Source organism: Nostoc flagelliforme FACHB-838 (assembly GCF_014698065.1).
Taxonomy (GTDB): domain Bacteria; phylum Cyanobacteriota; class Cyanobacteriia; order Cyanobacteriales; family Nostocaceae; genus Nostoc; species Nostoc flagelliforme_B.
Map to the genome: position 1 here is coordinate 68,132 of NZ_JACJSI010000008.1, position 23,972 is coordinate 92,103.

A 23,972-nucleotide genomic window follows, 5' to 3' on the forward strand; every position below is an offset into this window, starting at 1 on the left:
TTTCAAGCGTGCCATTCGATTTAGAATCAGTAGTTGCAAAGTTTACAATCACATAGCAACATTTTTGCCTCTTTGCTTTGTAGGGAATTTCATTGAAGCTAACCGCTAATGGCTGTAATGTTTAGAATGTTTATATACCAAAAACTCTAAAAAGAAAAAACTCGGAAAACATCATCCGCAGGAGTAATAAGTAGGAGTCAGAAGATTGATAGACGCAATGGAATTTTTTCAGCTAAGTGCTGGTAAGTGGCGATCGCAACGTGCAACTCATCATCTGGCGTTCAAGCGCTCAGAGATAGGAGAATCGGATATACAGGTAGAAACTCTGGATGCCGAACATCCAGAAATCATTGAACTGTGCCGATATCATGAGATTGACCCTAGCCTTTCAGTCGGAGGGTCGCGTGTCGCTTGGCTAGGCACAATGGCTTGGGATAGAGAGGATGAGGAGAATCATCAGGGAAAAACCATCTTTGCGATCGTGCCTGATAGCGATAACCCCAGGCAAGGAAAATTACTCCGCGAAAGAGGTTACGCCGAAATCGTACCTGTAGTCGGTCTTTTTCACATGGATGATGAAGATGGACTAGTGTTGACAACCGAGTACGAAACAATGAGTTCCATTGAGCGATTCTGGTTTGCCAGCCCAAATATGCGACTGCGAACCAGTACAGTTAAGCGGTTTGGCGGCTTCAGCACAGCATCATTTTGTAGCGAAACTCGCATTGAAACTTCTGTTGAGATTGCCAGTGCAGAAGAGGTAACAAAAAGACAAGAGGCTGATGTTCTGGAAAAAAGACAGTTTTATTCAGTTTTGGGCTGGTGAATTATCTCAAGCAAAGCGATGCTTTTATCCGTGGGCGAGATTATTTGCATCTGGTACAGGGGCTGGCCTTAGAACCGGGTATGGTGGATGTGTTTGATAACTTACGCGATCGCATCCCCATTTGCACTTGGATCGGCGAAAATATTAATACCATAAACGCTCAGATCAACACCTATTTAGGGCTTTGTCATGAATGCTTTCATCCCCAAGAGCGTCGCCATATCCAAATTTTTGCAGTACCCATAGCTCAGTCCTTCGGCATAGACGGGCTGTGCAACATTCTCATAAACCCAATCACTATTCTGGTTGATGTCGGTCGAGTTGCACCTAGAGACTGGTTTGGTGTAGTAGTCCACGAATATGCCCATGCCCATCTAGGAGACTTTGGCCACAATGAGCAGTTCGCTAACATCCTATCTCATCTCTGTTTAGGACTAGGATTAGAACCACCCTACTGGGAAGCAGGGATGGAAGCAACTTTGCGTAGTTGGCCTCACTGTAAATCAACCATAGATCCCCTGGAATTTTGGATAGGTCAAGGGAGTAGAGAGATTGGGAGAATGAGGAAATGAGGTTTTTTCAATGTTCTATTCCCAATCCCTTAATTCCCATTAATTTCTTTTGCTAAATGTTAAAAGTTATTGCTTCAGTTCAGAAAGGTGAAACTGAATCTCCTAATCTAAAATATGTGAATAAAGTTTTCTAGTCATTTACATGATCATTAAGCTAGAAGCCCCACTCCCTTTTTTAATTAGCTATGAGTTAAATCCAGTAGGGTAATCGTTTTTCCTACTAATACTTAAATTGAGAAAAGGGGAATGGGATTACCTGCTGATTCTTAGATGATCATGGTGAGGGATTCGGAATCTTCTCCCTTGGCGCTAGCCTCTCCCTTTGGGAGAAGGGGAGATGTTAAAAGCGATAGCATAGCGTTAGCGAGTTCGTGAGTGTCTAGCGGTTTCTTTCGAGTCCGTTAGCGCTAGGGATAGCGACGTAGAAGCGTCACTTCCGAACCTGAAGGGTGAATCTCGGAACAAAAATCAATAACTGCCTTGGGAAGCAGGGCGGCTGCCTGGGTTCCTCACAAACTGAGGATAAAGCTGGTAACAGTAGAGAGGGAGAGTAAGCCCATCACCGGATTTGGTTTCGGACACTCATTAATGAGTGTACCTAACGTGGCATCTGCCGATGAGACAGGAAGCCCCCGCTGTATTTGGTACTGCGAATCAGCGGTGGGTACTTCACGGTTATTAACTTTAATTAAGAACATGGAGGCTTTAGAGTGGCAATTCCTCTGTTAACATACGACCCTTCAAGTCAAAACCAGCGTGTAGCTGCATACGAAGTACCGGGTGATGAACAGCCCAGGATTTTTACTACAGACAATTTGCTTTCTCCATCAGATTTAGATGTTCTGATCGAAGCAGCATATCGTCAAATTTTCTTTCATGCCTTTGCTGCCGATCGCGAAACATTCTTAGAGTCCCAACTCCGTAATGGACAAATTACAGTGCGGGACTTTATTCGGGGATTGCTGCTTTCCAATACCTTTAAGAAAAGCTTCTACGACCTCAACAATAATTATCGCTTTGTTGAGCAAGTAATCCAGCGCGTTCTAGGCCGCGATCCTTATAACGAGCGGGAAAAAATTGCCTGGTCAATTGTAGTCGCTACCAAGGGTATTAGAGGTTTTGTTGATGAAGTCCTCAACACTGAAGAGTACCTGAATAATTTTGGAGACTCCACAGTGCCCTATCAGCGCCGTCGGATACTACCATCTCGCGCTGAAGGTGAGTTGCCATTCAACATTAAATCTCCACGATATGAAGCTTACCACCGTGCTAAACTGGGTTTCCCCCAAATCATTTGGCAGGTCGAAGTACGCAGATTCCTTCCACAAGAGCGGAAGCCCAAGGCAGGCGATCCATCTCTATTCTTGTCTATGGCACAAAGTGTCAATGCAACAGGCAATACACCACAAAGGATCTCGTCATTCAACATCGATATCGAAAAGTCTGTACCTTATCGGCAACTGGCAGGAATTAAATAACAATTTTTGGTCTGTGGCTGGCTAGTACATCCATTTGATCATTTTATAGCGTGCATAAGTCTTGGGTTAGGTAGGAATTTCATTTAGATTTAACTAAGTGAAACAGACTCTATCCCATGTCTAATGCACGCTAATTTTTAATGGGCATTGGGCATGGTTTTCGCAATGCTTAATGTTTGTGGAATGAGCTTAAAGTGTAGTTCGTCTTTTTAGCATCTCCAAAAGTTTTGTAAAATGCGCGGGAGGAGTAGCTGTCACTTCAATCAACTCCCCAGAAACAGGATGCAGCAATTTTAGCCGCCAAGCGTGCAGTGCTTGACCGGGCAAATTTACCCCCACTGAATGACCAGAACCATAAACTCGATCGCCAACAATGGGATGACCCATTTTGCTACTGTGAACGCGGATTTGATGGGTGCGTCCAGTTTCTAATTGAAAGTGAATTAAAGTGAAGTTACCAAGGCGTTCTAATACTTGCCAGTGGGTGAGTGCGACTCGTCCGCCTTGTTCAACGGGTATAATCGCCATTTTCTTGCGGTCTTGGGGATGGCGACCAATGGGTAAGTCAATTCTGCCACTTTCAACTTTCGGCGCACCGTAAACTACACCCAAGTATTCTCGGCGTGCGGTTTTAGCTTTGAGTTGCGCTTGTAGATGATGATGGGCAACATCTGTTTTAGCGATCGCGATCGCTCCCGTTGTATCCTTATCTAATCGATGGACAATTCCCGGACGTTGGACTCCGCCAATCCCTGGTAAATTGGCACAGTGAGCCAAAAGCGCATTTACCAAAGTGCCATCTGGATGACCGGGCGCAGGATGGACAACTAAACCTGCGGGTTTGTTGAGAATAAGTAACTGATCGTCTTCGTAAAGGATATCTAAGGGGATATCTTCTGCTTGCAGTTCTAGGGGTTGAACTTCTGGTATTTCGAGAGTGATGCGATCGCCTAGCTTGACATTGATCTTCTTAGATGTGCAAACTTGATCGTTAAGTTGAACATTACCCTGTTCGATTAACTGTTGGATGCGGGAACGAGATAAGTCTGGTAATTCTTGGGAAAGGTAACGGTCAAGGCGATCGCCCTTAGTGTTGACACATATCGTACTCTTAAAGGGAAGCAAGCTAGGTAAAGCATCCTCCAGTGGAGTTGATAGGCGATCGCTATTTTCTTGAATTTGTAAATTAAATTCGGTCACAATTGCTCTGGATTATTAATTCCCCATTCTTTAAGTAAAGCGCGAAATACTTCAAAAGTGCGTTATCAATCGCGTCGACCCAGGCAAAACCTTGATTTTACCCTAGTCCACAGAGGCAGACGAGAGTTTATGTATCTGCAAATTCTATTGCCTTAGCTGTCTTATATTTGTTCTCTTATCGATTGTCGAAACGCTCTAAGTGCTGAACTCATTCCTGTGGTTCGCGCCATTTCTACAAATCGGGGAATGAGTTCTGTGATAGAAAAAGTGGGAAATGTGGGGCTGATGAGAGACTTCTCATATTGCTCACCTTGCAGCAAGCTAATTTCTAAGTTTTTGCTTTCATATCGCCAAATTTCAGGTACTTTCAACGCCTGATATGCACTAATTTGGGTTTTAGAGGTGACATCAATTTCAATTGCCAAATCAGGAGGAGGGTCAACAGTTAGGTCGATCCTATCTTTCCCAATCATTAGCTTATAGTTTTGAATATAGAAACAATCATCGGGTTCAATACCTGCACTCATATCTTTTCGTTTGAAGGTAGTTGAACCTAAAGACTCCCAATTGAGATCAAGTTCATCTAGCAAGGCTTTCACTAAGTCTCCAATAATTACCTTAGATCGCTCATGTTCTGGTAATGGAGCCATAATTTCTAATGTTCCTTGGCTGTATGCTACTCGACTCCCGCGATGCTCCCCTAACTCACTAATAATTGCTTCAAATACTTGCCAACTCACATCTACCAAGATTATTCTTTGTCCTGGTGGAACTCGAATTTGTCTGAGTTGAAGAGTAACCATAGGATATTAATTGTTAAATAATTTCATTTTTACTCAAATTTGACATCACCGAAAAGGGAATTTTCCCAAATTCGATGTAGCAAATGCACTAGCCAAAAAGCGATTTAATGCAGTCAATTCAGAGTGGACAATACCAACTTTACATTTTAAGCCTACTCTGCAATGTTGTTGACATCTAGCTAGTGAAAATACTGAAATAACTTGCAAAAGAATAATCTGAGCAACTATCAACTGATCGCTCAACAACATTTCTAAATAAGTTATGAACAATAAGATCCCCGACTTCTTCAAGAAGTCGGGGATCTGAGCCTCTTGGTGTTTGCGAAATTACTCCTAGATATAGAGCTTTATTTCGTGCCTTTGCGTGAGATTATGATTCTATAAATTCGGCGGGATACAAACATCTGGCGCACACAAACCGTGAAATTGCAACGTTGTCACCTCAAAAGTATTCAAATCTACCTGGCGGATAGCGTGGTTATTAGTATCAGCAATATATAAAAAAGAAGCGATCGCACTCAATCCCGAAGGTTCAAAAAACTGAGTATTCTTACCTTGACCGTCTTGTAAACCAGCAGAACCATCTCCTAAAACTGTTTGGCAATTTCCACTGGGACTAACTAATTTAATTTTATGGTTATAGGTATCTGCCACCCACAAAAAATTCTGCGCGTATTCCACTCCTAAACAGTGTTGCAAACGAACATCTTCACCTTGTCCATCAACGTCACCAAAACCAAATAAACTCCCACTACCGCAAATAGTTCGCACTTGGTACGGTTCTACAATTCCCATACCACGAATTGAACTAACTTCACTGTCAGCAATATATAATTCTTGTTCATTATTAGTAATACCACTAGGTTGAGCAAAGGCAGATTCGATAAGTGAACCATCAATACACGCTTCTGCACCAGTACCAGCATAAGTTTTGATGATGCCAGTTTCTAAATCCATTTGCCAAATTTGATGCGGCCCAGCCATTGCAATGAACAAGGTATTTCCGACTTTTACTAAATCCCAAGGCGAATTCAGCGCGGTTTCTAAACCAGCACCGCCATGAGGATGGATATTGCGGCTTTGTTCACCAGTTCCTGCGATCGCTTCTACTACTTGACGCTTTAAATCAACTCGCCGCAGCGCATGATTTTCTGTATCAGCAACATAAATAATCTCATTTTCGCCATCATAAGCCATTCCCTGCGGTGCAAAAAATTGTGCTTCGCTAAAACTACCATCGGTTAAACCAGATTTTCCAGTCCCAATCAAATGCAGAATTTCCCCATTGAAGCTACTCACAACTAGGCGGTGATGTCCAGAATCAGCAATAAACAAACCCATTGGAGTAGCTAGAACTTTACCAGGAAAAGCTAGGGGTGTGATTAATGGTTGGCGCTGTTTTTCTAAAGTCAAGCTGATTTCTTGAAAATTAATCGTGCCTTTCTTTTGGTGTTGCTGAATTAACTTTTGAATCAACTCGTCTAAAGTGTCACGATTTCCTTCACCAGAAATCTGACCAATCACGTAACCTTCTGGATCAATAATTATTAACGTAGGCCAAGCACGCACAGCATACTCTTCCCAAATCCGAAAACCTCTGTCAACTACAACTGGATGTTCAATGTCGTAGCGCAGGATAGCTTGGCGGATATTTTCTGTTTCTTTTTCGTTGTCAAATTTGGCAGAATGGATGCCGATAACGGTAAGGCTATCTTTATATTTTTGTTCTAAATATTTCAGGTTTGGTAAAATATGCAGACAATTAATACAGCAGTATGTCCAAAAGTCCAAAATTACGACTCTACCTTTGAATTGTTTAAGATACAAGGGTTTATCGGTGTTAAGCCAAGAGTAATTTTGTGGTAATTCGGGCGCTCTGACACGGGGAATCATAAGTAATTGGTAATTCGTAATTAATAATTTAACGTGGCTGTATCTGTTGTGAAAGGACTTGAAAAATTAACTACTACGGAGTTATCACTTTGGGTACAACAAGCGAGAACTAAAGCTGAACAGGGAAAAGTTATTGATCGCATTCCGCAACTAGCTTTGGCTGATCCTGGTTGGTTTGCAGTTCACATCTGCTGTAAATCGGGGAAAACCATCAGCTTTGGGGATACAGCTTGTGTCTTCCCGCTAATGAGCGTGATTAAGACATTTTCTTTACTTTATCTGCTGGAACATTTTGGAGCAGAAACAGTTTTTGGGTGGGTTGGGGTGGAACCATCAGATGCACCCTTCAATTCTTTAGAACAATTAGTTAGCGATCGCGGCCATCCCCGCAACCCCATGATTAATAGTGGAGCAATTGCTCTTGCTGATAAATTACCAGGAAAGGACGCTAGCCAACGCACTTTTTTATTTTGTCAATGGCTCAACCAATTAGCAGGTTGCCAATTAAAGTTAGATGAGGTAATGCTGGCTTCAGTGCGATTAACTCGATCAACAGCCAATGAAGCGATCGCAAACTATCTCGCCGAAACAAGTCATCTAGGAAATCTAGAAACGGCACTTGACACTTATGAGCAAATATGCTGTATCTGTGGGCAAGTTGAACATTTAGCGCTGTTAGGAAAACTCTTAGCTTTTGACAATGGCTGTGTATCTTCACAAAATCGCCGAATTGTCAATGCTGTGATGTTAACTTGTGGATTGTACGAAGCTTCTGCCCGGTTTGCAGTCAGAGTTGGTTTACCGATGAAATCAGGGATTGGTGGTGGACTTATAGCAATAGTACCAGGTGAGGGAGCGATCGCTTGCTACAGTCCTGCGTTAGATACGGTAGGAAATCCGGTAGCAGGGCTTGCCTTTGTTGAGGCTTTATCACAAAAGTTAGAGTTGAGCATTTTCGGGTAAATGCTGCTTTTGAATCGGAAGAGAAATGATGAATTCTGTACCACTACCCACCTTAGATTTACAAATTAGTCGTCCTCCGTGTTTCTCGACTACAATCTGATGACTAATTGAAAGACCCATACCAGTGCCAATACCTATTGGTTTGGTAGTAAAGAACATCTCAAAAATTTTCTCTTGAACCTCAAAGGGAATACCAGAACCATTATCAGCAATACGGACAACTACCCAATTTTTATCTTGAAGTTCAGTCGCGATCGTAATTCGTGGGTTATCTTGAGCATTGTCCTGTTCCTCCAAAGCATCAAGCGCATTGTTGATAATGTTCATGAACACTTGGTAAAGGGAGCTAGAAAAACCTTCAATGTTAGGAATTTCACCATATAAGCGCTCAATCGTAATCCCTTTTTTGATTCGGTTATTGAGGATGAGTAGCGTACTATCCAGGCATTCATGTATATTGACTGGATGTGCATTTGCTTCATCCAGGCGAGAGAAGTTTTTCAAGCTTAAGACAATTTGTTGCACGCGATCCGCACCAAACTTCATCGACTGCAAAAGTTTAGGTAAATCTTCTTCTAAAAATTCTGCATCAATTTTGATGGCGTAGGCTTGCACCACTAGAGGTGGATTAGGCACTTCTTGGCGATAGGTTTGTAGCAATGCTAATAAATTGTCTACATATTGAATAGCAAAGTCTAAATTCCCATAGAGAAAATTCACCGGATTATTAATTTCATGGGCAATACCAGCTACCATTTGTCCTAAGCTAGACATTTTCTCACTTTGAAGCAATTGGGCTTCTTGCATTTGCTGCTGACGAAAGGCGGCTGCTTGCTGTTCTTCCAGTAAGCATTTAACTCTGTGTAAAACTTGGTTAAATGCAGTAGCAAGTATGCCAATTTCATCTGTGGTTATGACGGGTGCTTGCAGATCAAAATTAGATTCTTTGGTGACTCGCTGCGCCACCTTCGTTAGCACTTCGACGGGATAGGTAATGGTTCGACTCGTCAAAAAAGCTAAAAGGGTAGCAACTAACACTGACAATAATACACTAGTAGCAATAATACAAATCCGCATTTGTGCTGCTGTCTTGAATTCAGCTGTCGCTGCTGTTAAATCCTCATAAGAAGCATTAATGACAGTAACCAATTCATCAGATATCCCGTCAAACTTGAGTGCTAATTCACTGTTGGTAAACTTCAACAGTCGTTGTTGGGCGATCGCAATTTTATTTTCAGTTAAAGGCGATAGATCGAGTTGCTGAAATAATTCCTCAAGTTGCCGGATATAAGTTTGTGGTAGACCATCGTAGGTTCGCAAAAATAGGGGAATATTCTCAGTATGGTTTTCGCCTACATAATCAGCACTTTTTCTATATTTTTGAAGTTCAGACCAAACTTGCTTAATTTCAGGTGCATGTACATTGGTAATGTGACTGTATTCCTCTGCATACAAGTTTGGATATGGCACTAATGGAATGAGTTGCTGTTGATGCGTCCGTGTCTGGAGGATATTTGTCTGGAGGCGATAAAGCAAATTAAGTTCCTTAAAAGCGTTTTGTTGCTCCTGCAACGCCTTTTCTTGATAGTGGTCTCCGAGGATTAATCCAATGGTAGTTCCTAAAATTCCAATACTCAGGGCAAGAGCATAGCCGCATTTAATTTTGTTACCAACACTCATACCATTTGTCAGCCCTGAAAAGCACCCTTTTCGGTTCGATTGTAAGACAGGAATATCGCCGGAAACTGCCTGAAAAGTTGAACCTTGATTCTGGGAAGCCATAGTAATCCTGAGTAAGCAATAAAAGCCAATCCTTACTTAGAATTCCCTAGTTGTTCTGCAAAATTAAAAATTTTGCAACTTTTTGCTCCCGACAGTAAATGAGTTATTTCACTTCTATTTTTTCGGGTAACGGCGTTGATTCAGGAGTTGGCATTACCTCTGCCTGTGGTTCTGGTGTTGGCGTAATTATTTCAGGTGCGGGAGACTCAATAATCTCTGGCAGCGTAGGTGGCAAAGTAGGAGGTGTCTCAACTGGTGCTTGTGTGGTGGGAACTTTACTAGCCCGACGGTTAAAAAATCCGTCCAATCTAGATTTTGTTGAAGGGACAAATTTTTCGGGTAACGGCGTTGATTCAGGAGTCGGCGTTACCTCTAGCTGTGGTTCTGGTGTTGGTGTAATTATTTCAGGTGCAGGAGACTCAATAATCTCTGGCAGCGTAGGTGGCAAAGTAGGAGGTGTTTCAACTGGTGCTTGTGGGGTGGGAACTTTACCAGCCCGACGGTTGAAAAATCCGCCAAATCTAGGTTTTGTTGGCTGAGGCGCAACCTCTTCAGGTAGCGGCATTGATTCAGGAGTTGGCGTTACCTCTGGCTGTGGTTCTGGTATGGGAGACTCAATTATTTCTGATGGTGTAGGAGACAAAGTGGGAGATGGTACAGCCGTTGGAAGTTCCAGTTTTGGTTCTTCTGGCTGTGTTTTGGATTCCTTTGGAATTTCAGTTTCAGGAATGGACTGTTTTTCTACCTTCGGTTGTATTAAAGGTGTTGTTTCAACAGAAGGCGTAGGTGTGAGTCTATAATTCGGGTCTACAATACCACGCACCTCATCTGCTGTGAGTTCTCCCCTGACAATTCTCGACAAAGTGTCTTTACCCTTTGGCTGGTAGTCAATCAATCTAACTGTGGTATTAAAGGCATTTTTGAGAACATTTCCCTGATTATCGAGAAATTCCAGTTTTACCCAGTTTTTTCCGGGACGGAAGCCTTTAAGGTAAACTGCCTGCCAGCGATCAAAAATAAAGCTTTCACCATTAATTGTGCAGCGAATGCGCCAATCACTAAATTCATCGTTAGCGTTTTCCTTGCCAACGAGGTGCAGGGGCGCGTTAGTTAGGTAAAAGTCTAGTAATATCGGTTCTGCTCCATAACTGCTTTGAGGACGGCTGTAAGTTAGCAAAGGTAACTTAGGATCTGGGTTATTGTCGTCAGTTTTGGTGAAGATGTGAAATGTTGTCTGGGCATAAGCGCCCTCATTTTTGAAGCTTTCATGCCAAGGACGCGAGGCAAAGACGCGCAGGGTATGAGTACCTGGGGATAAGTCTGGCAAAACCAAGGGCTGATTCAGGTCGTAAACAGGTATATAAGGTTGGTTATCCAGAATTACGTGTAGATGGGGCCCCAGTTGTAATTGTGAGTCCTTATATATTGGTAGATCCTTAACCTGAAAACTGGCTGTAACTTTGTTATCTTGGAAAACTTCATCAGGCTGTGGAGTAACAATTGCTACTTGTGGCTGATAAACTTCCAAAATCGGACGCAGTTCTTGGATTACAGATGGTGGGGAAACTTCCGAAAATTGCTTAGAAATTTGAGAAATCTGTGGAGGATTTTCTCTATAACCAGTAGATACTTCCTGGCTACCAGCTTTATCACCGCAACTAGTCAAGCTTAATACCAGCACCAATGTCATTACCCATCTGAAAATCAGGAACCTCTCAGAGAGGAGTTTGTCTAACACACTTTTCTGCCACGAGTTCATACGTTGCACCCAGCGATAGTCTTCGACAATTGACAGATTATTTTCGCTCAAACTGTCCATCTGGAACTATAGCCCAAAAGGTGAAACCTGCCTCAGATCCCATCAGTTTTTCTTTGTATCTCAGGAAATTTTAAAATAAGTCATATTCTTCACAGCGTTTTACTTACAAAAATGGAAATATGACATAAATGTTCATGAGTAATAGCAGTAAAAGCTGAGACATCCCCTACATACAGCCAAATCATAAATTTTACGAATTGTTATTCTTTGTAAATTAAATAGATGATCTATTGACTTTTGGAAAAAAAATTTGAAGTTAAAAGGCAGATAAGGCAGGAATTCCAGCAAGTTTGAATTATTGTTAAAATATCTCCAACTATCTCCAACAATGTACGACTGGAGACTCTATAATTCAACGAGAAACAACAATCCACATCGGTCTTCATCGCGGCTTCAGTAAAATTCTGGAATTTGCGGTAATGGTTAATTTTGTGGTATTCATGATTCCTCATTCCTTATCAAGAGAGGAGGTCGAATGACAATAAGTCCTCCGGAGCGAGAGGAAAAAAAGGCAAGAGTAATCGTCGATAATGACCCAGTTCCAACCTCATTCGAGAGATGGGCGCAACCTGGACACTTTGACAGAACCTTAGCCAGAGGTCCCAAAACCACCACATGGATTTGGAACCTGCACGCACTCGCCCATGATTTTGATACACATACAAGCGATTTAGAAGACATTTCCCGCAAGATATTCTCAGCCCACTTCGGCCACTTAGCCGTAGTGATGGTTTGGTTGAGCGGGATGATTTTCCACGGCGCGAAGTTTTCTAACTACGAAGCTTGGTTAAGCGATCCGTTGAACGTTAGACCTAGTGCCCAAGTCGTTTGGCCCATTGTTGGACAAGATATTTTAAACGGTGATGTTGGCGGTGGTTTCCACGGTATTCAAATCACCTCCGGTTTGTTCCAAGTATGGCGTGGCTGGGGTATCACAAACTCCTTCCAGCTTTACGTTACTGCGATCGGTGGCTTGGTATTAGCAGGCTTATTACTATTTGCTGGCTGGTTCCATTACCACAAACGCGCTCCCAAGCTGGAATGGTTCCAGAATGTGGAATCAATGCTGAATCACCACTTGCAAATCTTGCTAGGTTGTGGTTCCTTGGGATGGGCAGGTCACATAATCCACGTATCCGCACCGACTAACAAGCTTTTGGATGCAGGCGTTGCTCTCAAAGACATACCCTTGCCCCACGAGTTCATCTTGAACAAAGACTTGTTGACCGAGCTGTATCCCAGCTTTGCTGCTGGTTTAGCACCTTTCTTCACCTTGAACTGGGGTCAGTATGCTGACTTCCTGACCTTCAAGGGCGGTCTAAACCCAGTAACAGGCGGCTTGTGGATGACTGACATTGCTCATCACCACTTAGCGATCGCAGTTATCTTTATTATTGCTGGTCACCAGTACCGTACCAACTGGGGTATTGGTCACAGCATTAAAGAGATCCTGGAAAACCATAAAGGTCCTTTCACCGGTGAAGGTCACAAAGGTCTCTACGAAAACCTGACCTCATCCTGGCACGCTCAGTTGGCTACTAACCTAGCCTTCTTGGGTTCGCTGACCATCATCGTCGCGCATCACATGTACGCGATGCCCCCTTATCCATATTTGGCAACTGATTATGCTACACAGTTGTGCATTTTCACCCACCACATGTGGATTGGTGCATTCTGTATAGTTGGCGGTGCGGCTCACGCTGCCATATTCATGGTGCGGGATTACGATCCAGTTGTGAACCAAAACAACTTACTGGATCGGGTGCTTCGTCACCGAGATGCGATTATTTCTCACCTTAACTGGGTGTGTATCTTCCTCGGCTTCCATAGCTTTGGACTTTACATCCACAACGATACAATGCGTGCCTTGGGGCGTCCCCAAGATATGTTCTCTGATACTGCAATTCAATTGCAGCCAGTGTTTGCCCAGTGGGTACAAAACATCCACACCCTAGCTCCTGGTGGTACTGCCCCCAACGCGCTAGAACCCGTTAGCTATGCTTTCGGCGGTGGAATTTTGGCTGTAGGCGGTAAGGTGGCGATGATGCCTATTGCTTTGGGTACGGCGGATTTCTTAATCCACCATATTCACGCATTCCAAATCCACGTTACTGTCCTAATTCTGCTCAAAGGTGTACTGTTTGCCCGTAGCTCTCGTCTGATTCCAGACAAAGCAAACCTAGGCTTCCGCTTCCCCTGCGACGGTCCTGGTCGTGGTGGTACGTGTCAAGTGTCTGGTTGGGATCACGTATTCCTCGGACTTTTCTGGATGTACAACACAATATCTATTGCAATTTTCCACTTCAGCTGGAAGATGCAATCAGATGTGTGGGGAACCGTAGATGCAGATGGTGCTGTGACTCACATCACCGGTGGTAACTTTGCCCAAAGCGCCATCACCATCAACGGTTGGTTGCGAGACTTCTTGTGGGCACAAGCTACGCAAGTCATCAATTCATACGGCAGTGCGCTATCTGCTTATGGACTCATGTTCTTAGGCGCTCACTTTGTTTGGGCATTCAGCTTGATGTTCCTGTTCAGTGGTCGCGGCTACTGGCAAGAACTGATTGAGTCCATTGTTTGGGCGCATAACAAACTGAAGGTAGCACCAGCAATTCAGCCTCGCGCTCTGAGCATTATTCAGGGTCGGGCTGTAGGGGTAGCTCACTACCTCTTAGGAGGAATTGCCACAACTTGGGCGTTCTTCCATGCACACATCCTTTCAGTAGGGTAGCAATCAGTTATTGAGTGCTGAGTACTGAGTGCTGAGGCAAAACTCAGAACTCAGGACTCAGAACTCAGGACTCTAGACGCTGATACTTGATGGCTAAAGGTCAGAGGATTAATTAAACCTATGGCGACGAAATTTCCGAAATTTAGCCAGGATCTCGCACAGGACCCGACGACTCGTCGGATATGGTATGCGATCGCTACAGGCAACGATTTTGAAACCCATGATGGCATGACGGAAGAAAATCTTTACCAAAAGATTTTCGCAACTCACTTCGGTCACTTGGCAATCATCTTCCTGTGGGCATCCAGCCTCCTGTTCCACGTAGCCTGGCAAGGTAACTTTGAACAGTGGATTAAAGATCCCCTTCATATTCGTCCCATCGCCCATGCGATTTGGGACCCCCACTTTGGTAAACCAGCGATCGAAGCTTTTACCCAAGCTGGCGCTAGCAATCCGGTAAATATTGCTTACTCTGGTGTTTACCACTGGTGGTACACCATCGGTATGCGGACAAACAGTGAACTGTACACTGGTTCAGTTGGTCTGTTGTTGTTGGCAGCAGTGTTCTTGTTTGCTGGCTGGCTGCACTTGCAACCCAAGTACCGTCCTAGCTTGGCATGGTTTAAGAGTGCTGAACCCCGCCTAAACCACCACTTAGCAGGTTTGTTTGGTGTTAGTTCTTTGGCTTGGGCAGGTCACTTAATTCACGTTGCTATCCCCGAAGCTCGCGGACAGCACGTAGGTTGGGATAACTTCCTATCCACCCCACCCCACCCAGCAGGTTTGACACCATTCTTTACAGGCAACTGGGGCGTTTACGCTCAAAACCCTGACACTCCTGGGCATATATTCAGCACATCTCAAGGTGCAGGGACTGCAATTCTGACTTTCTTGGGTGGTTTCCATCCCCAGACAGAAGCTCTGTGGCTGACTGATATAGCTCATCACCACTTAGCGATCGCAGTTATCTTTATAATTGCCGGTCACCAGTACCGGACTAACTTCGGAATTGGTCACAGCATCAAAGAAATGCTGAACTCCAAATCCGGTTTAGTACCTGGTACAAAGAGTGAAGGTCAGTTCAACCTGCCTCACCAAGGGTTGTACGACACCTATAACAACTCGCTGCACTTCCAGTTAGGTATTCACCTAGCTGCTCTGGGAACCGTCACCTCTTTGGTGGCACAGCACATGTACGCCATGCCTCCTTATGCATTTATTGCTAAGGACTACACAACTCAGGCATCGCTGTACACGCACCATCAATACATTGCTGGTTTCCTAATACTTGGTGCTTTTGCTCACGGAGCTATATTCTGGGTACGTGATTACGACCCTGAACAAAACAAAGGCAACGTCCTTGAGCGCGTATTGAAGCACAAAGAAGCGATTATCTCCCACTTAAGCTGGGTATCTCTTTTCTTAGGCTTCCACACCCTCAGCTTGTACGTCCACAACGACGTAGTTGTTGCTTTCGGTACTCCTGAAAAGCAAATCTTGATTGAGCCAGTGTTTGCCCAGTTCGTCCAAGCTTCTCATGGTAAAGTACTGTACGGCTTAAACACCTTGTTGTCTAACCCAGATAGTATTGCCAATACAGCATGGCCCAACTACGCTAACGTCTGGTTGCCAGGCTGGTTAGATGCCATCAATGCTGGTACTAACTCCCTGTTCTTGACAATTGGCCCTGGCGACTTCTTGGTACACCATGCGATCGCTTTAGGTCTGCACACCACCACCTTGATCTTGGTCAAAGGTGCTTTGGATGCCCGTGGTTCTAAGCTGATGCCCGATAAAAAGGACTTCGGCTATGCCTTCCCTTGTGACGGCCCCGGTCGTGGCGGTACTTGCGACATCTCAGCATGGGATTCCTTCTACCTCGCTACATTCTGGATGCTGAATACCCTTGGTTGGGTTACGTTCTACTGGCATTGGAAACATCTAGGTATTTGGCAAGGCAACGTAGCTCAGTTCAATGAGAACTCTACATATCTCATGGGCTGGTTCCGCGATTACCTCTGGGCTAACTCTGCTCAGTTGATTAACGGTTACAACCCCTACGGCGTGAATAACTTGTCTGTCTGGGCTTGGATGTTCTTGTTTGGACACCTAGTTTGGGCTACTGGCTTCATGTTCTTAATCTCTTGGAGAGGTTACTGGCAAGAGTTGATTGAAACCCTTGTTTGGGCACACGAACGCACTCCTCTAGCTAACCTAGTTCGCTGGAAAGACAAGCCCGTGGCTCTGTCCATCGTTCAAGGTCGTGTAGTTGGTCTAGCTCACTTTACTGTTGGCTACGTCGTGACTTACGCTGCATTCTTGATTGCTTCTACTGCTGGCAAGTTCGGTTAATTAGGCTGCTAGTTTTGTAGGTAAGTAATAAAAATCCCCTGCCGCAAGGTGGGGGATTTTTTCATTTTTGATTACTTTTTCTACTTTTTTGGGAACTCTATAGCATAAATACTTTATGTACAGATATCAATCAGATGAGATTAGAAACTCAAGTTAAACAAAATTCACATTGTGCAATTTTTTCTCGAAATTACTCTGAACATCTTGATGAAGCAGTTGAAATTAGTAATCAGAATCCCAGACAGCCAATTACTTTCCGCTCATCTGTAATTTGGTCATCAGCTAAAAAAGCAATAAAAACTCACGGTCAACGTAAAATTTACTTTGCAACCGTGGGAGATTCTAACCTAGTTAGATACGAAGGAAACTTGGAACAAGTTGAATTGAATCCAGAATTAAATCTTCAAACAGCACAAGATTTACTTCAATACTGTATAAAGTCAACTAAAGAAGAAGGTTTATGGGAAGAAGTTGGGAAAGTAAAAGTTAAAACACTCTATGTAATTTCAAACTGTCGAAACCTTAGCTCTCCTTTTCCTTTTACTCACTTAAGAAAATTATTAGATGGTTCTCCAATTGATGATAACTTTAGCTATGGCTATGCTTTAGTCTACGAAAGATAAAATCGTAGAATCTCTTGCACAAGTTATCCTGTCTCTCTCTGATGATGAGCGATCGCTATTAGAAGAAAAACTATTTTTCGATTCATCAAAGTCTTCAGATCGTGATTTAATACTACTTGCCCAGACAGGAGGAGCCTTTAACTTTTTTGAAAATGAACCAGATATCTACTCACTTGACGACGGAGAACTCATCTAATGTCTCTCCAAAAAGGTAATGTTTTCTTGATTCCATTTCCATTTACAGACTTGAGTGGAACAAAGCTACGCTCTATTTTGCTAGTACTGGATTACGGGTTGCTTCTAAAGTTAGGGTGACTCGAATAACTACCACAAAGCGTAGACTAATCCTAGAAGAATAGGTAAATTAGAAGCAAATCAACTTCAGCAGTTGAATACACTAATACTTCAAGCTTTGAAACTGACATAATTTCAAGTCTATTATTAAGCTACTGGAAACCGCCTAGTTTAGACCTGTCAAAATTTATAACTCATAATTCTTAACTCATAATTACTCACTTAAATTTCTCCATTCACCTGCATTTGATGAACTTGATCCGCTAGCTCTTGACGACCTTGATCATCTAATTTGTCAATAGCTAACATCCCCATGAGAATAACTTCTTTAAGGGTCAAGCGTGTGGAATGTGCCTGTTTTTGCACAATCTCTTTAATAATAGGACTGACACCAATCGCTGTACTAGCTCTAGCCACGGAATAAAAGGAAAACACTAATGATTTAGCCTAAATCTTAGCACTTTCAATGAGGTTCTTCTCTAGAGTTAAAACTTAATTTAAATGTGCTTTAACTCATACTTCAATAAGTAAACATGATTTTTATATTGCGTATAGTGAGTTTTCAAATTCTCAGTATGGCAAACTTAATGCTTGCTCATTGAGTACATACCATCGTATGATATCCATATTCTCAACAGTGGAACTTTTGCCTATTCTTCTAAAATTTATACTAATTCTTTAATTGTCACATTAAAGGTACAAGTTAAATTGTGATAGCAGTAAAGTTAAATGTGTCATTTAAAGTAGTTGACTGATAAAAACAGTGGTTTCAGTAGAACTATTTTCACAAACAAGATTTTTATACCATTGGAGAAATCGTAGTTTAAAGAGATCGTAAATTGTCAAATATAATCTTGTGAAGAGGCTTTACAAAACTATACAGTTTAAATAAGAATAATAGATTAACCGAAGTAAAATTTTCCTGAATACAGATAACTAATGCTGTGATATGGAAAAGCAGTGAGTAGAGGAGAGAGAAAGCGATGAGGGACCGTTATCTGTTGGCAGCAGGCTTGTTAACAGGATTAGCAATACCAGCATCGGCTCTTCCACATCTGTCGATTGTCCTGCCAGAAAATTCTAGATTTTTGTGGGATTTAAAACAGGGTTCGCAGGCAATAATCAGTACAAAAATTATCAATACCGTTGATCTCTCCTTACCAGAACTCAGCGACCAAGGGTTCCAACCCCTAAAAAGTTCACAGTCAACAGTAAGTGAGAAAAACGTCCTTAGCGTACCAGAATTCAGCAGTCAGGCATTACCAGCCCTCACAGAGTCATTAACCAACCCCAGTGCCCAAGCAACTGGTCTCTTGCTGACATCTGGCAATCAACTTTATTATCAAAGATTGGCGGCTCTGAAAACAGGTCAGATTTATACACGCGTAAATAGTGATAATTTGCGATCATTGTGGGAGTCGATCAAAAAACGTCAACTAACTTATGACGACTGGAAAAGTTTACTAGCTTTAGAAGCCAGAGCGATCGCTCAAGGTCAAGGTGCAAATCATCTAAGTATTTTAGTTGGTGATTCTTTAAGCATGTGGTTTCCCAGAGAAAAACTGCCTACTGGGAAATTGTGGCTGAATCAAGGCATATCTGGAGATACTTCCAGTGGCGTTTTAAAAAGATTGGGAGCATTTTCGGCAACACGGCCAAATGTGATTTACATCATGGCTGGGATTAACGACTTACGAAAAGGCGCTAGTGATGAAACAATTTTGCGTAATTATCGCCGGATTGTCCGGCGTTTACGGCAGACTCACCCACAAGCTCAAATTATTGTCCAATCAATTTTGCCTACTCGCTTACCAAGACTTTCTAACAGCCGCATTCGTCATCTCAACATACAACTAACCGTGATTGCCAAAGAAGAAGGCGCTAATTATCTCAATATTTATAGCTGGTTTACCGATATGGAAGGCAATTTGCGCTCAGAGTTAACCACAGATGGGTTGCACTTGTCTCAAGAGGGATATGATGTGTGGCGATCGGCACTACAGCAGATAGAATACAAGCTCACTCAGCGCCAGAAGTGAGCGATCGTGCCGTTACTTGGAGCGATGTCTAGGACGGGCTGCGCCTACGCTATTTTTAGATTTATGGAAATTACTGATGCCGATTCCATCAACATACGTTCCGTAATTGAATACCAATTAGCAGCTTTTAAAAAGGATGATGCCCAAGGCGCTTTTATCTTCGCTAGTCCGGCAATTCAGGCGCAATTTAGAACCCCAGAAAATTTTATGCAGATGGTAAAGACAAGCTACCCAGCAGTATACCGTCCTCGTTCTGTCTTTTTTGAGAAGATAACAACTATCCAGGGAAACATAACTCAACCAGTGCTGCTACTTGCTCCTGATGGAATTCCCTTAAGGGCTTTATATTTGATGGAAAAACAGCCTAATCATATCTGGAAGATTAACGGTTGCTTTCTAGTTTCTCTAGAAGGTAAATAAATATAAACTTTATTTCTATACAGCTAAAATCCTATACCTTAACGCTCAAGGCTTCCCTGCTCAAAACCTGATTTAACTTACCACTGCGATAACCTTCTAAATCTAAGGTTACATAGATAAATCCAAAATCTTGAAATGCCGAAACTAATGTTTGTAAATCGTTAGTCAATACAAAGTCTTTAATTTGTTCTGGTGGTAATTCAATACGTGCTGTATCCCCTTCCGATCGCACACGCAAATTCTGCCAACCTAGTTTTCGTAGATAAATTTCTCCTCTACCGACTCGTTGCAACTTAGCCACAGTAATCTCTTCACCATAAGGAAACCGCGAACTGAGGCAAGGTTGAGCAGGTTTATCCCACCAAGGTAAACCGAGTTGTTGCGAAAGTTGGCGAACTTCTACTTTGGTGACACCCACTTCTGCTAAAGGCGATCGCGCCCCTCTTTCTTTAGCCGCCTGAATTCCTGGGCGATAATCATGCAAATCATCGGCATTCACCCCATCCACTACGTATGGATAGTCCAATTGCAAAGCCAAAGGTTTGAGAGTGTCGTGCAACTCACTTTTGCAAAAATAACAGCGATTAACAGGGTTAGAAGTGTAATTGGGATTCTCCATCTCGTGAGTCTGGACGATTTTATGTCTAATCCCAATAGTTGCAGCTTGAATTTTGGCGTCTTCCAACTCTTCTGGCAACAGCGAAGGAGAAACAGCAGTGACAGCTAAAGCGCGATCGCCCAACACATCATAAGCAATTTTGGCAACCAAAGTGCTATCAACGCCCCCAGAGTAGGCAATCAACGCCTGCTCCATTTCTTTAAATAAGCCAGTTAATTGCTCGAATTTTTCTGTCAGCATCATTTCTCAATCCTGCCAAAACCCTATAGCACCAAACAATTTCTATTGTAGCCATTACTTATTGGGCATTGGGCATTATTATTCTCCTTGTCTTCCCTACTGCCTCATCTCCCTTACTCCTCACTCCCCACCAATCGACTTTGGTGCTTTACTATACTTAGCCACCAGACTGGCTAAAAGTGGTAAATCAATTGGTTTAGAAATATAGTCATTTACTCCAGCAGCTAGACAGGTTTCGCGATCGCTTTTCATAGCCATTGCTGTTTGAACAATTACCGGAATCGTCCGATATTGCTGATGTTCTCGCAGTTGTTGTACCAAGTTTAGACCATTTTCATCTGCCAAATAAACATCCATTAAAATCACCGCTGGGTTTAACTGTGTTAAAGCTTCCCACATCTCAGTAGCCTTCTTAACCCAAGTCACCTGATATCCCAATTTACGTAAATAAATTTGCATCAAATCAGCATTGGGTAAATCATTTTCTACCAGCAAAATCTCTACAGACGAACTAGGTGTGAAAGGCAAAGGAAATGAAGAAAATTCTGCTTCCCCTGCTCCCTCTGCTTCCGCTGCTTCCTCTGCTTCCCCTGCACCTCCCACTTCCACCTCTTGCTTAAGAGGAAGAGCGAGGGTAAAACGGGAGCCATGATTTACTTCAGATTCCACTGTTACAGAACCACCATGAATTTGGGCGAGTTTCTGAGTCACTGCTAAACCCAAACCAGTACCTTCAATACCATCCGCTACAGCCTTGGCAATTTGGAAATAGGGCTGAAACAGTTGAACTTGGTTTTCTGGGGAGATGCCAGTGCCAGTATCCCAAACTGTAAAATGCACAAATATACCTTTGCAAGCAACCCGTAAGCCAACACTTCCTTCACTGGTAAACTTGAGAGCGTTGAAGATTAAATTCAGCAGCATTTGCTTGAGTCGTAAGGGATCGGCGACTAGAGTTGTAATATCGGGTTCAAGTTCTAAGCACAGTTTCAAACCCTTATTAGCGGCTTTCTCTTTCACCAGTGTCAAAACATTCATACATAGTAGTGGTACATCTACTAATTCGCACTGTACTTCTAGTTGATTCGCTTCAATTTTAGAAAGATCCAAAATATCATTAATCAGAGCTAGCAAGTGCTTACCGCTAGACTGAATGATACTTAAATACTCTTGCTGGCGTTCTTTAGTTGGCTCAAACCCTGGAGCTAAAAGCAGATGGGTAAACCCAATAATAGAACTAAGCGGTGTGCGAATTTCGTGGCTGGTGTTTGCCAAAAACTGATTTTTGAGTTGATTAGTGCGCTCCAAATCTTGATTAGAGTTACTTAAGAGTTGATACCGTTGCTGCCAAGATAAAATGTGTTTGAGTTGTAGCAAGGCTGTTGTACAGTAATTAGCAGACCTTGACATAAATTGCGTGAGTTGAGCTTGTGATTCTATGAGTGACTCATGAGCAGAGCTTAGGGGCGCTACGGCGATAAGTAGCCATCCCATAATGCTGCCAGAATCATCAGCCAACCGCCAAGCGCTCGGTGGTTGTTGATTTTCAAGGTGTTCCAAATCTTCAAGTTCTATAACCTCTTGCAATTTCAACAGCAGCTTTTTTTCTGCTGTCAGCACTTCTAGAAGTAAAGGTTGTGAATTTAGGGATGGAGAGTGAGAAACATAGCAAACTGTCGCAAAAGTTTCTTGTGGTTGAAACAAAGCGATGCCTACAGCAAAATTTGTGAGCGCCAGATTGCTTCCGTTAACAGTACTGTTAATCTCGTTAAGAACGGTTTGGAAAATTTCTGCTTGTGCGGCTCCTGGCTGTGGGACAGTGTTGCAAGCAGAAAGCAGATAATCATTAAGGCGACTTTGCAACTGGTTTAAGCCGCTCTCCAGCCACAGATGTGCGCGAAGTTGCTCAATAGTTGTCAAAAGTTTTGGCGTTGCATCTATCAGTGAGTTCTGGTCTGGTAAGCTTGAATACTGCTGCATGGTCAACTAGACCGGTGAACAAGTTTAGCTCACATAAAAATCCGAACAGGATTTTATGTATATTAGCGGACAATTCTTTTTTATTTATAAACCATAAATTATGTTGTTATAAACCATAACTTATGATGTCAAATTTAGCCGCTATATAAAAAATTATTATATAAATCACTGATTTAAAATTTTTTAATGCAACCTAAGGCTTATGGATACACAATTCGCCCAACTAATCGTTAATGGGATTGCGGTAGGGAGCATTATTGCTCTAGCCGCAGTCGGACTGACTCTTACTTACGGAATTTTACGGTTATCTAACTTTGCTCACGGTGACTTTTTAACTCTAGGAGCCTATCTTACCTGGCTGATAAACACGATTGGAGTCAATATTTGGTTGTCGATGATCCTGGCGGCGGTGGGAACAGTAGCAGCAATGCTGTTATCGGAAAAGTTACTATGGTCAAAGATGCGCTCTATCCGTGCTACTTCCACTACGCTGATTATTATTTCTATCGGGCTTGCCTTATTTCTCCGCAATGGGATTATTTTTATTTGGGGTGGCAAGAACCAAAATTATAATTTGCCTGTTACTCCGGCTTTAGATATTTTGGGTTTAAAGATACCGCAAAATCAATTATTGGTATTAGGGTTGGCGGTGCTAGCAATTTTGGCGCTGCATTACCTGCTGCAAAATACCAAAATTGGTAAGGCGATGCGAGCAGTTGCTGACGATCTGGACTTAGCCAGGGTTTCAGGTATTGATGTTGACCGAGTAATTTTCTGGACTTGGCTAATTGCTGGCACTCTTACGTCACTGGGCGGCAGTATGTATGGGTTAATTACAGCCGTGCGTCCAAATATGGGATGGTTTTTAATTTTACCATTATTTGCCTCAGTAATACTTGGTGGCATTGGCAATCCCTACGGTGCGATCGCAGCAGCTTTTATCATTGGCATCGTTCAAGAAATCAGCACTCCTTGGCTGGGTTCACAGTACAAACAAGGTGTAGCACTGTTGATCATGATTTTGGTGCTGCTCATTCGTCCCAAAGGTTTATTCAAAGGAACGATTTGAGCAGCACCACTGCACTTTTAACTACTCAATAATGTGGAAATAGAAGGCTGCCACCACGAAATTGATAGCTAACAAGAACAGTGCCCAGCCTGTGCGAAAGGCGTAGGGAGGTTTAGCTCCGCTGTCGGCAACTGGCGAATTCTTCGTTGTTTTAGCAGTCATAATGCAATTCTCCTAATGTCAGGACTTTTTAAGAAATACCAAACTGGCGTACCAAATACTCAAATTCTTTAAGAATATTTGTGTGAAGTTAAGAATTAGAGAGT

19 protein-coding genes are annotated in these 23,972 nt (G+C 42.8%); 10 read left to right on the forward strand and 9 right to left on the reverse strand.

What is annotated here, in order from left to right:
- Positions 1 to 208: 208 nt before the first annotated feature.
- The 3 genes from H6G97_RS06500 to H6G97_RS06510 all read left to right on the forward strand — a co-directional run bounded on the left by H6G97_RS06500 (position 209) and on the right by H6G97_RS06510 (position 2,876).
- Positions 209 to 826, forward strand: coding sequence for a phycobiliprotein lyase (locus tag H6G97_RS06500; protein ID WP_190939924.1), 618 nt, complete (start codon positions 209 to 211; stop codon positions 824 to 826).
- A complete protein-coding gene (locus tag H6G97_RS06505) occupies positions 823 to 1,398 on the forward strand; it encodes a hypothetical protein (protein WP_190939861.1) in 576 nt (191 codons plus the stop codon). Before H6G97_RS06500 ends, H6G97_RS06505 begins: the two co-directional genes overlap by 4 nt.
- Positions 1,399 to 2,108: 710 nt before the next feature.
- The gene (locus tag H6G97_RS06510; RefSeq protein ID WP_190939862.1) at positions 2,109 to 2,876 is read left to right on the forward strand and encodes a phycobilisome rod-core linker polypeptide; all 768 of its coding nucleotides are present in this window, start codon (positions 2,109 to 2,111) and stop codon (positions 2,874 to 2,876) included.
- Between the two features lie 189 nt (positions 2,877 to 3,065).
- Here H6G97_RS06510 and H6G97_RS06515 read toward each other — a convergent pair whose 3' ends face one another.
- From H6G97_RS06515 to H6G97_RS06525, 3 genes are all read right to left on the reverse strand, one after another.
- Positions 3,066 to 3,980, reverse strand: coding sequence for an RluA family pseudouridine synthase (locus H6G97_RS06515; protein ID WP_338421603.1), 915 nt, complete (start codon positions 3,978 to 3,980; stop codon positions 3,066 to 3,068).
- 257 nt (positions 3,981 to 4,237) lie between these two features.
- Positions 4,238 to 4,879, reverse strand: a complete 642-nt coding sequence (locus tag H6G97_RS06520) for a Uma2 family endonuclease (protein WP_190939864.1) — start codon at positions 4,877 to 4,879, stop codon at positions 4,238 to 4,240.
- 378 nt (positions 4,880 to 5,257) lie between these two features.
- The gene (locus H6G97_RS06525) at positions 5,258 to 6,772 is read right to left on the reverse strand and encodes a thioredoxin-like domain-containing protein (protein WP_190939865.1); all 1,515 of its coding nucleotides are present in this window, start codon (positions 6,770 to 6,772) and stop codon (positions 5,258 to 5,260) included.
- A 33-nt stretch (positions 6,773 to 6,805) separates the two neighbouring features.
- Between H6G97_RS06525 and glsA the strand changes: the two genes are divergently transcribed.
- Positions 6,806 to 7,735: a glutaminase A gene (glsA, locus tag H6G97_RS06530; protein WP_422394162.1), complete on the forward strand. Its 930-nt coding sequence runs from the start codon at positions 6,806 to 6,808 to the stop codon at positions 7,733 to 7,735.
- Here glsA and H6G97_RS06535 read toward each other — a convergent pair.
- Together H6G97_RS06535 and H6G97_RS06540 are read right to left on the reverse strand one after the other, a co-directional pair.
- Positions 7,712 to 9,517 (reverse strand): HAMP domain-containing sensor histidine kinase, encoded by a 1,806-nt coding sequence (locus H6G97_RS06535; RefSeq protein ID WP_190939867.1) that lies wholly within the window; start codon positions 9,515 to 9,517, stop codon positions 7,712 to 7,714. The two genes, glsA and H6G97_RS06535, sit on opposite strands and share 24 nt — an antisense overlap.
- Positions 9,518 to 9,620: 103 nt before the next feature.
- The gene (locus H6G97_RS06540) at positions 9,621 to 11,276 is read right to left on the reverse strand and encodes a hypothetical protein (RefSeq protein WP_190939925.1); all 1,656 of its coding nucleotides are present in this window, start codon (positions 11,274 to 11,276) and stop codon (positions 9,621 to 9,623) included.
- A gap of 535 nt (positions 11,277 to 11,811) precedes the next feature.
- Here H6G97_RS06540 and psaA point away from each other — a divergent pair.
- The 3 genes from psaA (at position 11,812) to H6G97_RS06555 (ending at position 17,045) form a co-directional block, all read left to right on the forward strand.
- Positions 11,812 to 14,070: a photosystem I core protein PsaA gene (psaA, locus tag H6G97_RS06545; protein ID WP_190939868.1), complete on the forward strand. Its 2,259-nt coding sequence runs from the start codon at positions 11,812 to 11,814 to the stop codon at positions 14,068 to 14,070.
- Between the two features lie 120 nt (positions 14,071 to 14,190).
- Positions 14,191 to 16,422: a photosystem I core protein PsaB gene (psaB, locus tag H6G97_RS06550; RefSeq protein ID WP_190939869.1), complete on the forward strand. Its 2,232-nt coding sequence runs from the start codon at positions 14,191 to 14,193 to the stop codon at positions 16,420 to 16,422.
- 134 nt (positions 16,423 to 16,556) lie between these two features.
- Positions 16,557 to 17,045 (forward strand): hypothetical protein, encoded by a 489-nt coding sequence (locus tag H6G97_RS06555; protein WP_190939870.1) that lies wholly within the window; start codon positions 16,557 to 16,559, stop codon positions 17,043 to 17,045.
- 516 nt (positions 17,046 to 17,561) lie between these two features.
- Here H6G97_RS06555 and H6G97_RS06560 read toward each other — a convergent pair.
- Positions 17,562 to 17,774, reverse strand: a complete 213-nt coding sequence (locus H6G97_RS06560; protein ID WP_100899890.1) for a hypothetical protein — start codon at positions 17,772 to 17,774, stop codon at positions 17,562 to 17,564.
- 548 nt (positions 17,775 to 18,322) lie between these two features.
- On the opposite strand from H6G97_RS06560, the gene H6G97_RS06565 reads away from it, so the two are divergent.
- Positions 18,323 to 19,378, forward strand: a complete 1,056-nt coding sequence (locus H6G97_RS06565) for an SGNH/GDSL hydrolase family protein (RefSeq protein WP_190939871.1) — start codon at positions 18,323 to 18,325, stop codon at positions 19,376 to 19,378.
- 63 nt (positions 19,379 to 19,441) lie between these two features.
- Positions 19,442 to 19,798 carry a DUF4864 domain-containing protein gene (locus H6G97_RS06570; protein ID WP_190939926.1) on the forward strand — a complete coding sequence of 119 codons (357 nt, stop codon included), beginning with the start codon at positions 19,442 to 19,444 and terminating at the stop codon, positions 19,796 to 19,798.
- 31 nt (positions 19,799 to 19,829) lie between these two features.
- Here H6G97_RS06570 and larE read toward each other — a convergent pair whose 3' ends face one another.
- Together larE and hrmK are read right to left on the reverse strand one after the other, a co-directional pair.
- Positions 19,830 to 20,657 (reverse strand): ATP-dependent sacrificial sulfur transferase LarE, encoded by an 828-nt coding sequence (gene larE, locus H6G97_RS06575; protein WP_190939927.1) that lies wholly within the window; start codon positions 20,655 to 20,657, stop codon positions 19,830 to 19,832.
- A gap of 120 nt (positions 20,658 to 20,777) precedes the next feature.
- Complete coding sequence (gene hrmK, locus H6G97_RS06580) at positions 20,778 to 22,637, reverse strand: hybrid histidine kinase/response regulator HrmK (protein ID WP_190939872.1); 1,860 nt, start codon at positions 22,635 to 22,637, stop codon at positions 20,778 to 20,780.
- A gap of 202 nt (positions 22,638 to 22,839) precedes the next feature.
- On the opposite strand from hrmK, the gene H6G97_RS06585 reads away from it, so the two are divergent.
- Positions 22,840 to 23,706 (forward strand): branched-chain amino acid ABC transporter permease, encoded by an 867-nt coding sequence (locus tag H6G97_RS06585; protein ID WP_190939873.1) that lies wholly within the window; start codon positions 22,840 to 22,842, stop codon positions 23,704 to 23,706.
- Between the two features lie 21 nt (positions 23,707 to 23,727).
- Here the strand turns inward: H6G97_RS06585 and psaX are convergent, their stop codons facing one another.
- Positions 23,728 to 23,868: a photosystem I protein PsaX gene (gene psaX / locus H6G97_RS06590; RefSeq protein WP_190939874.1), complete on the reverse strand. Its 141-nt coding sequence runs from the start codon at positions 23,866 to 23,868 to the stop codon at positions 23,728 to 23,730.
- Positions 23,869 to 23,972: the final 104 nt, after the last annotated feature.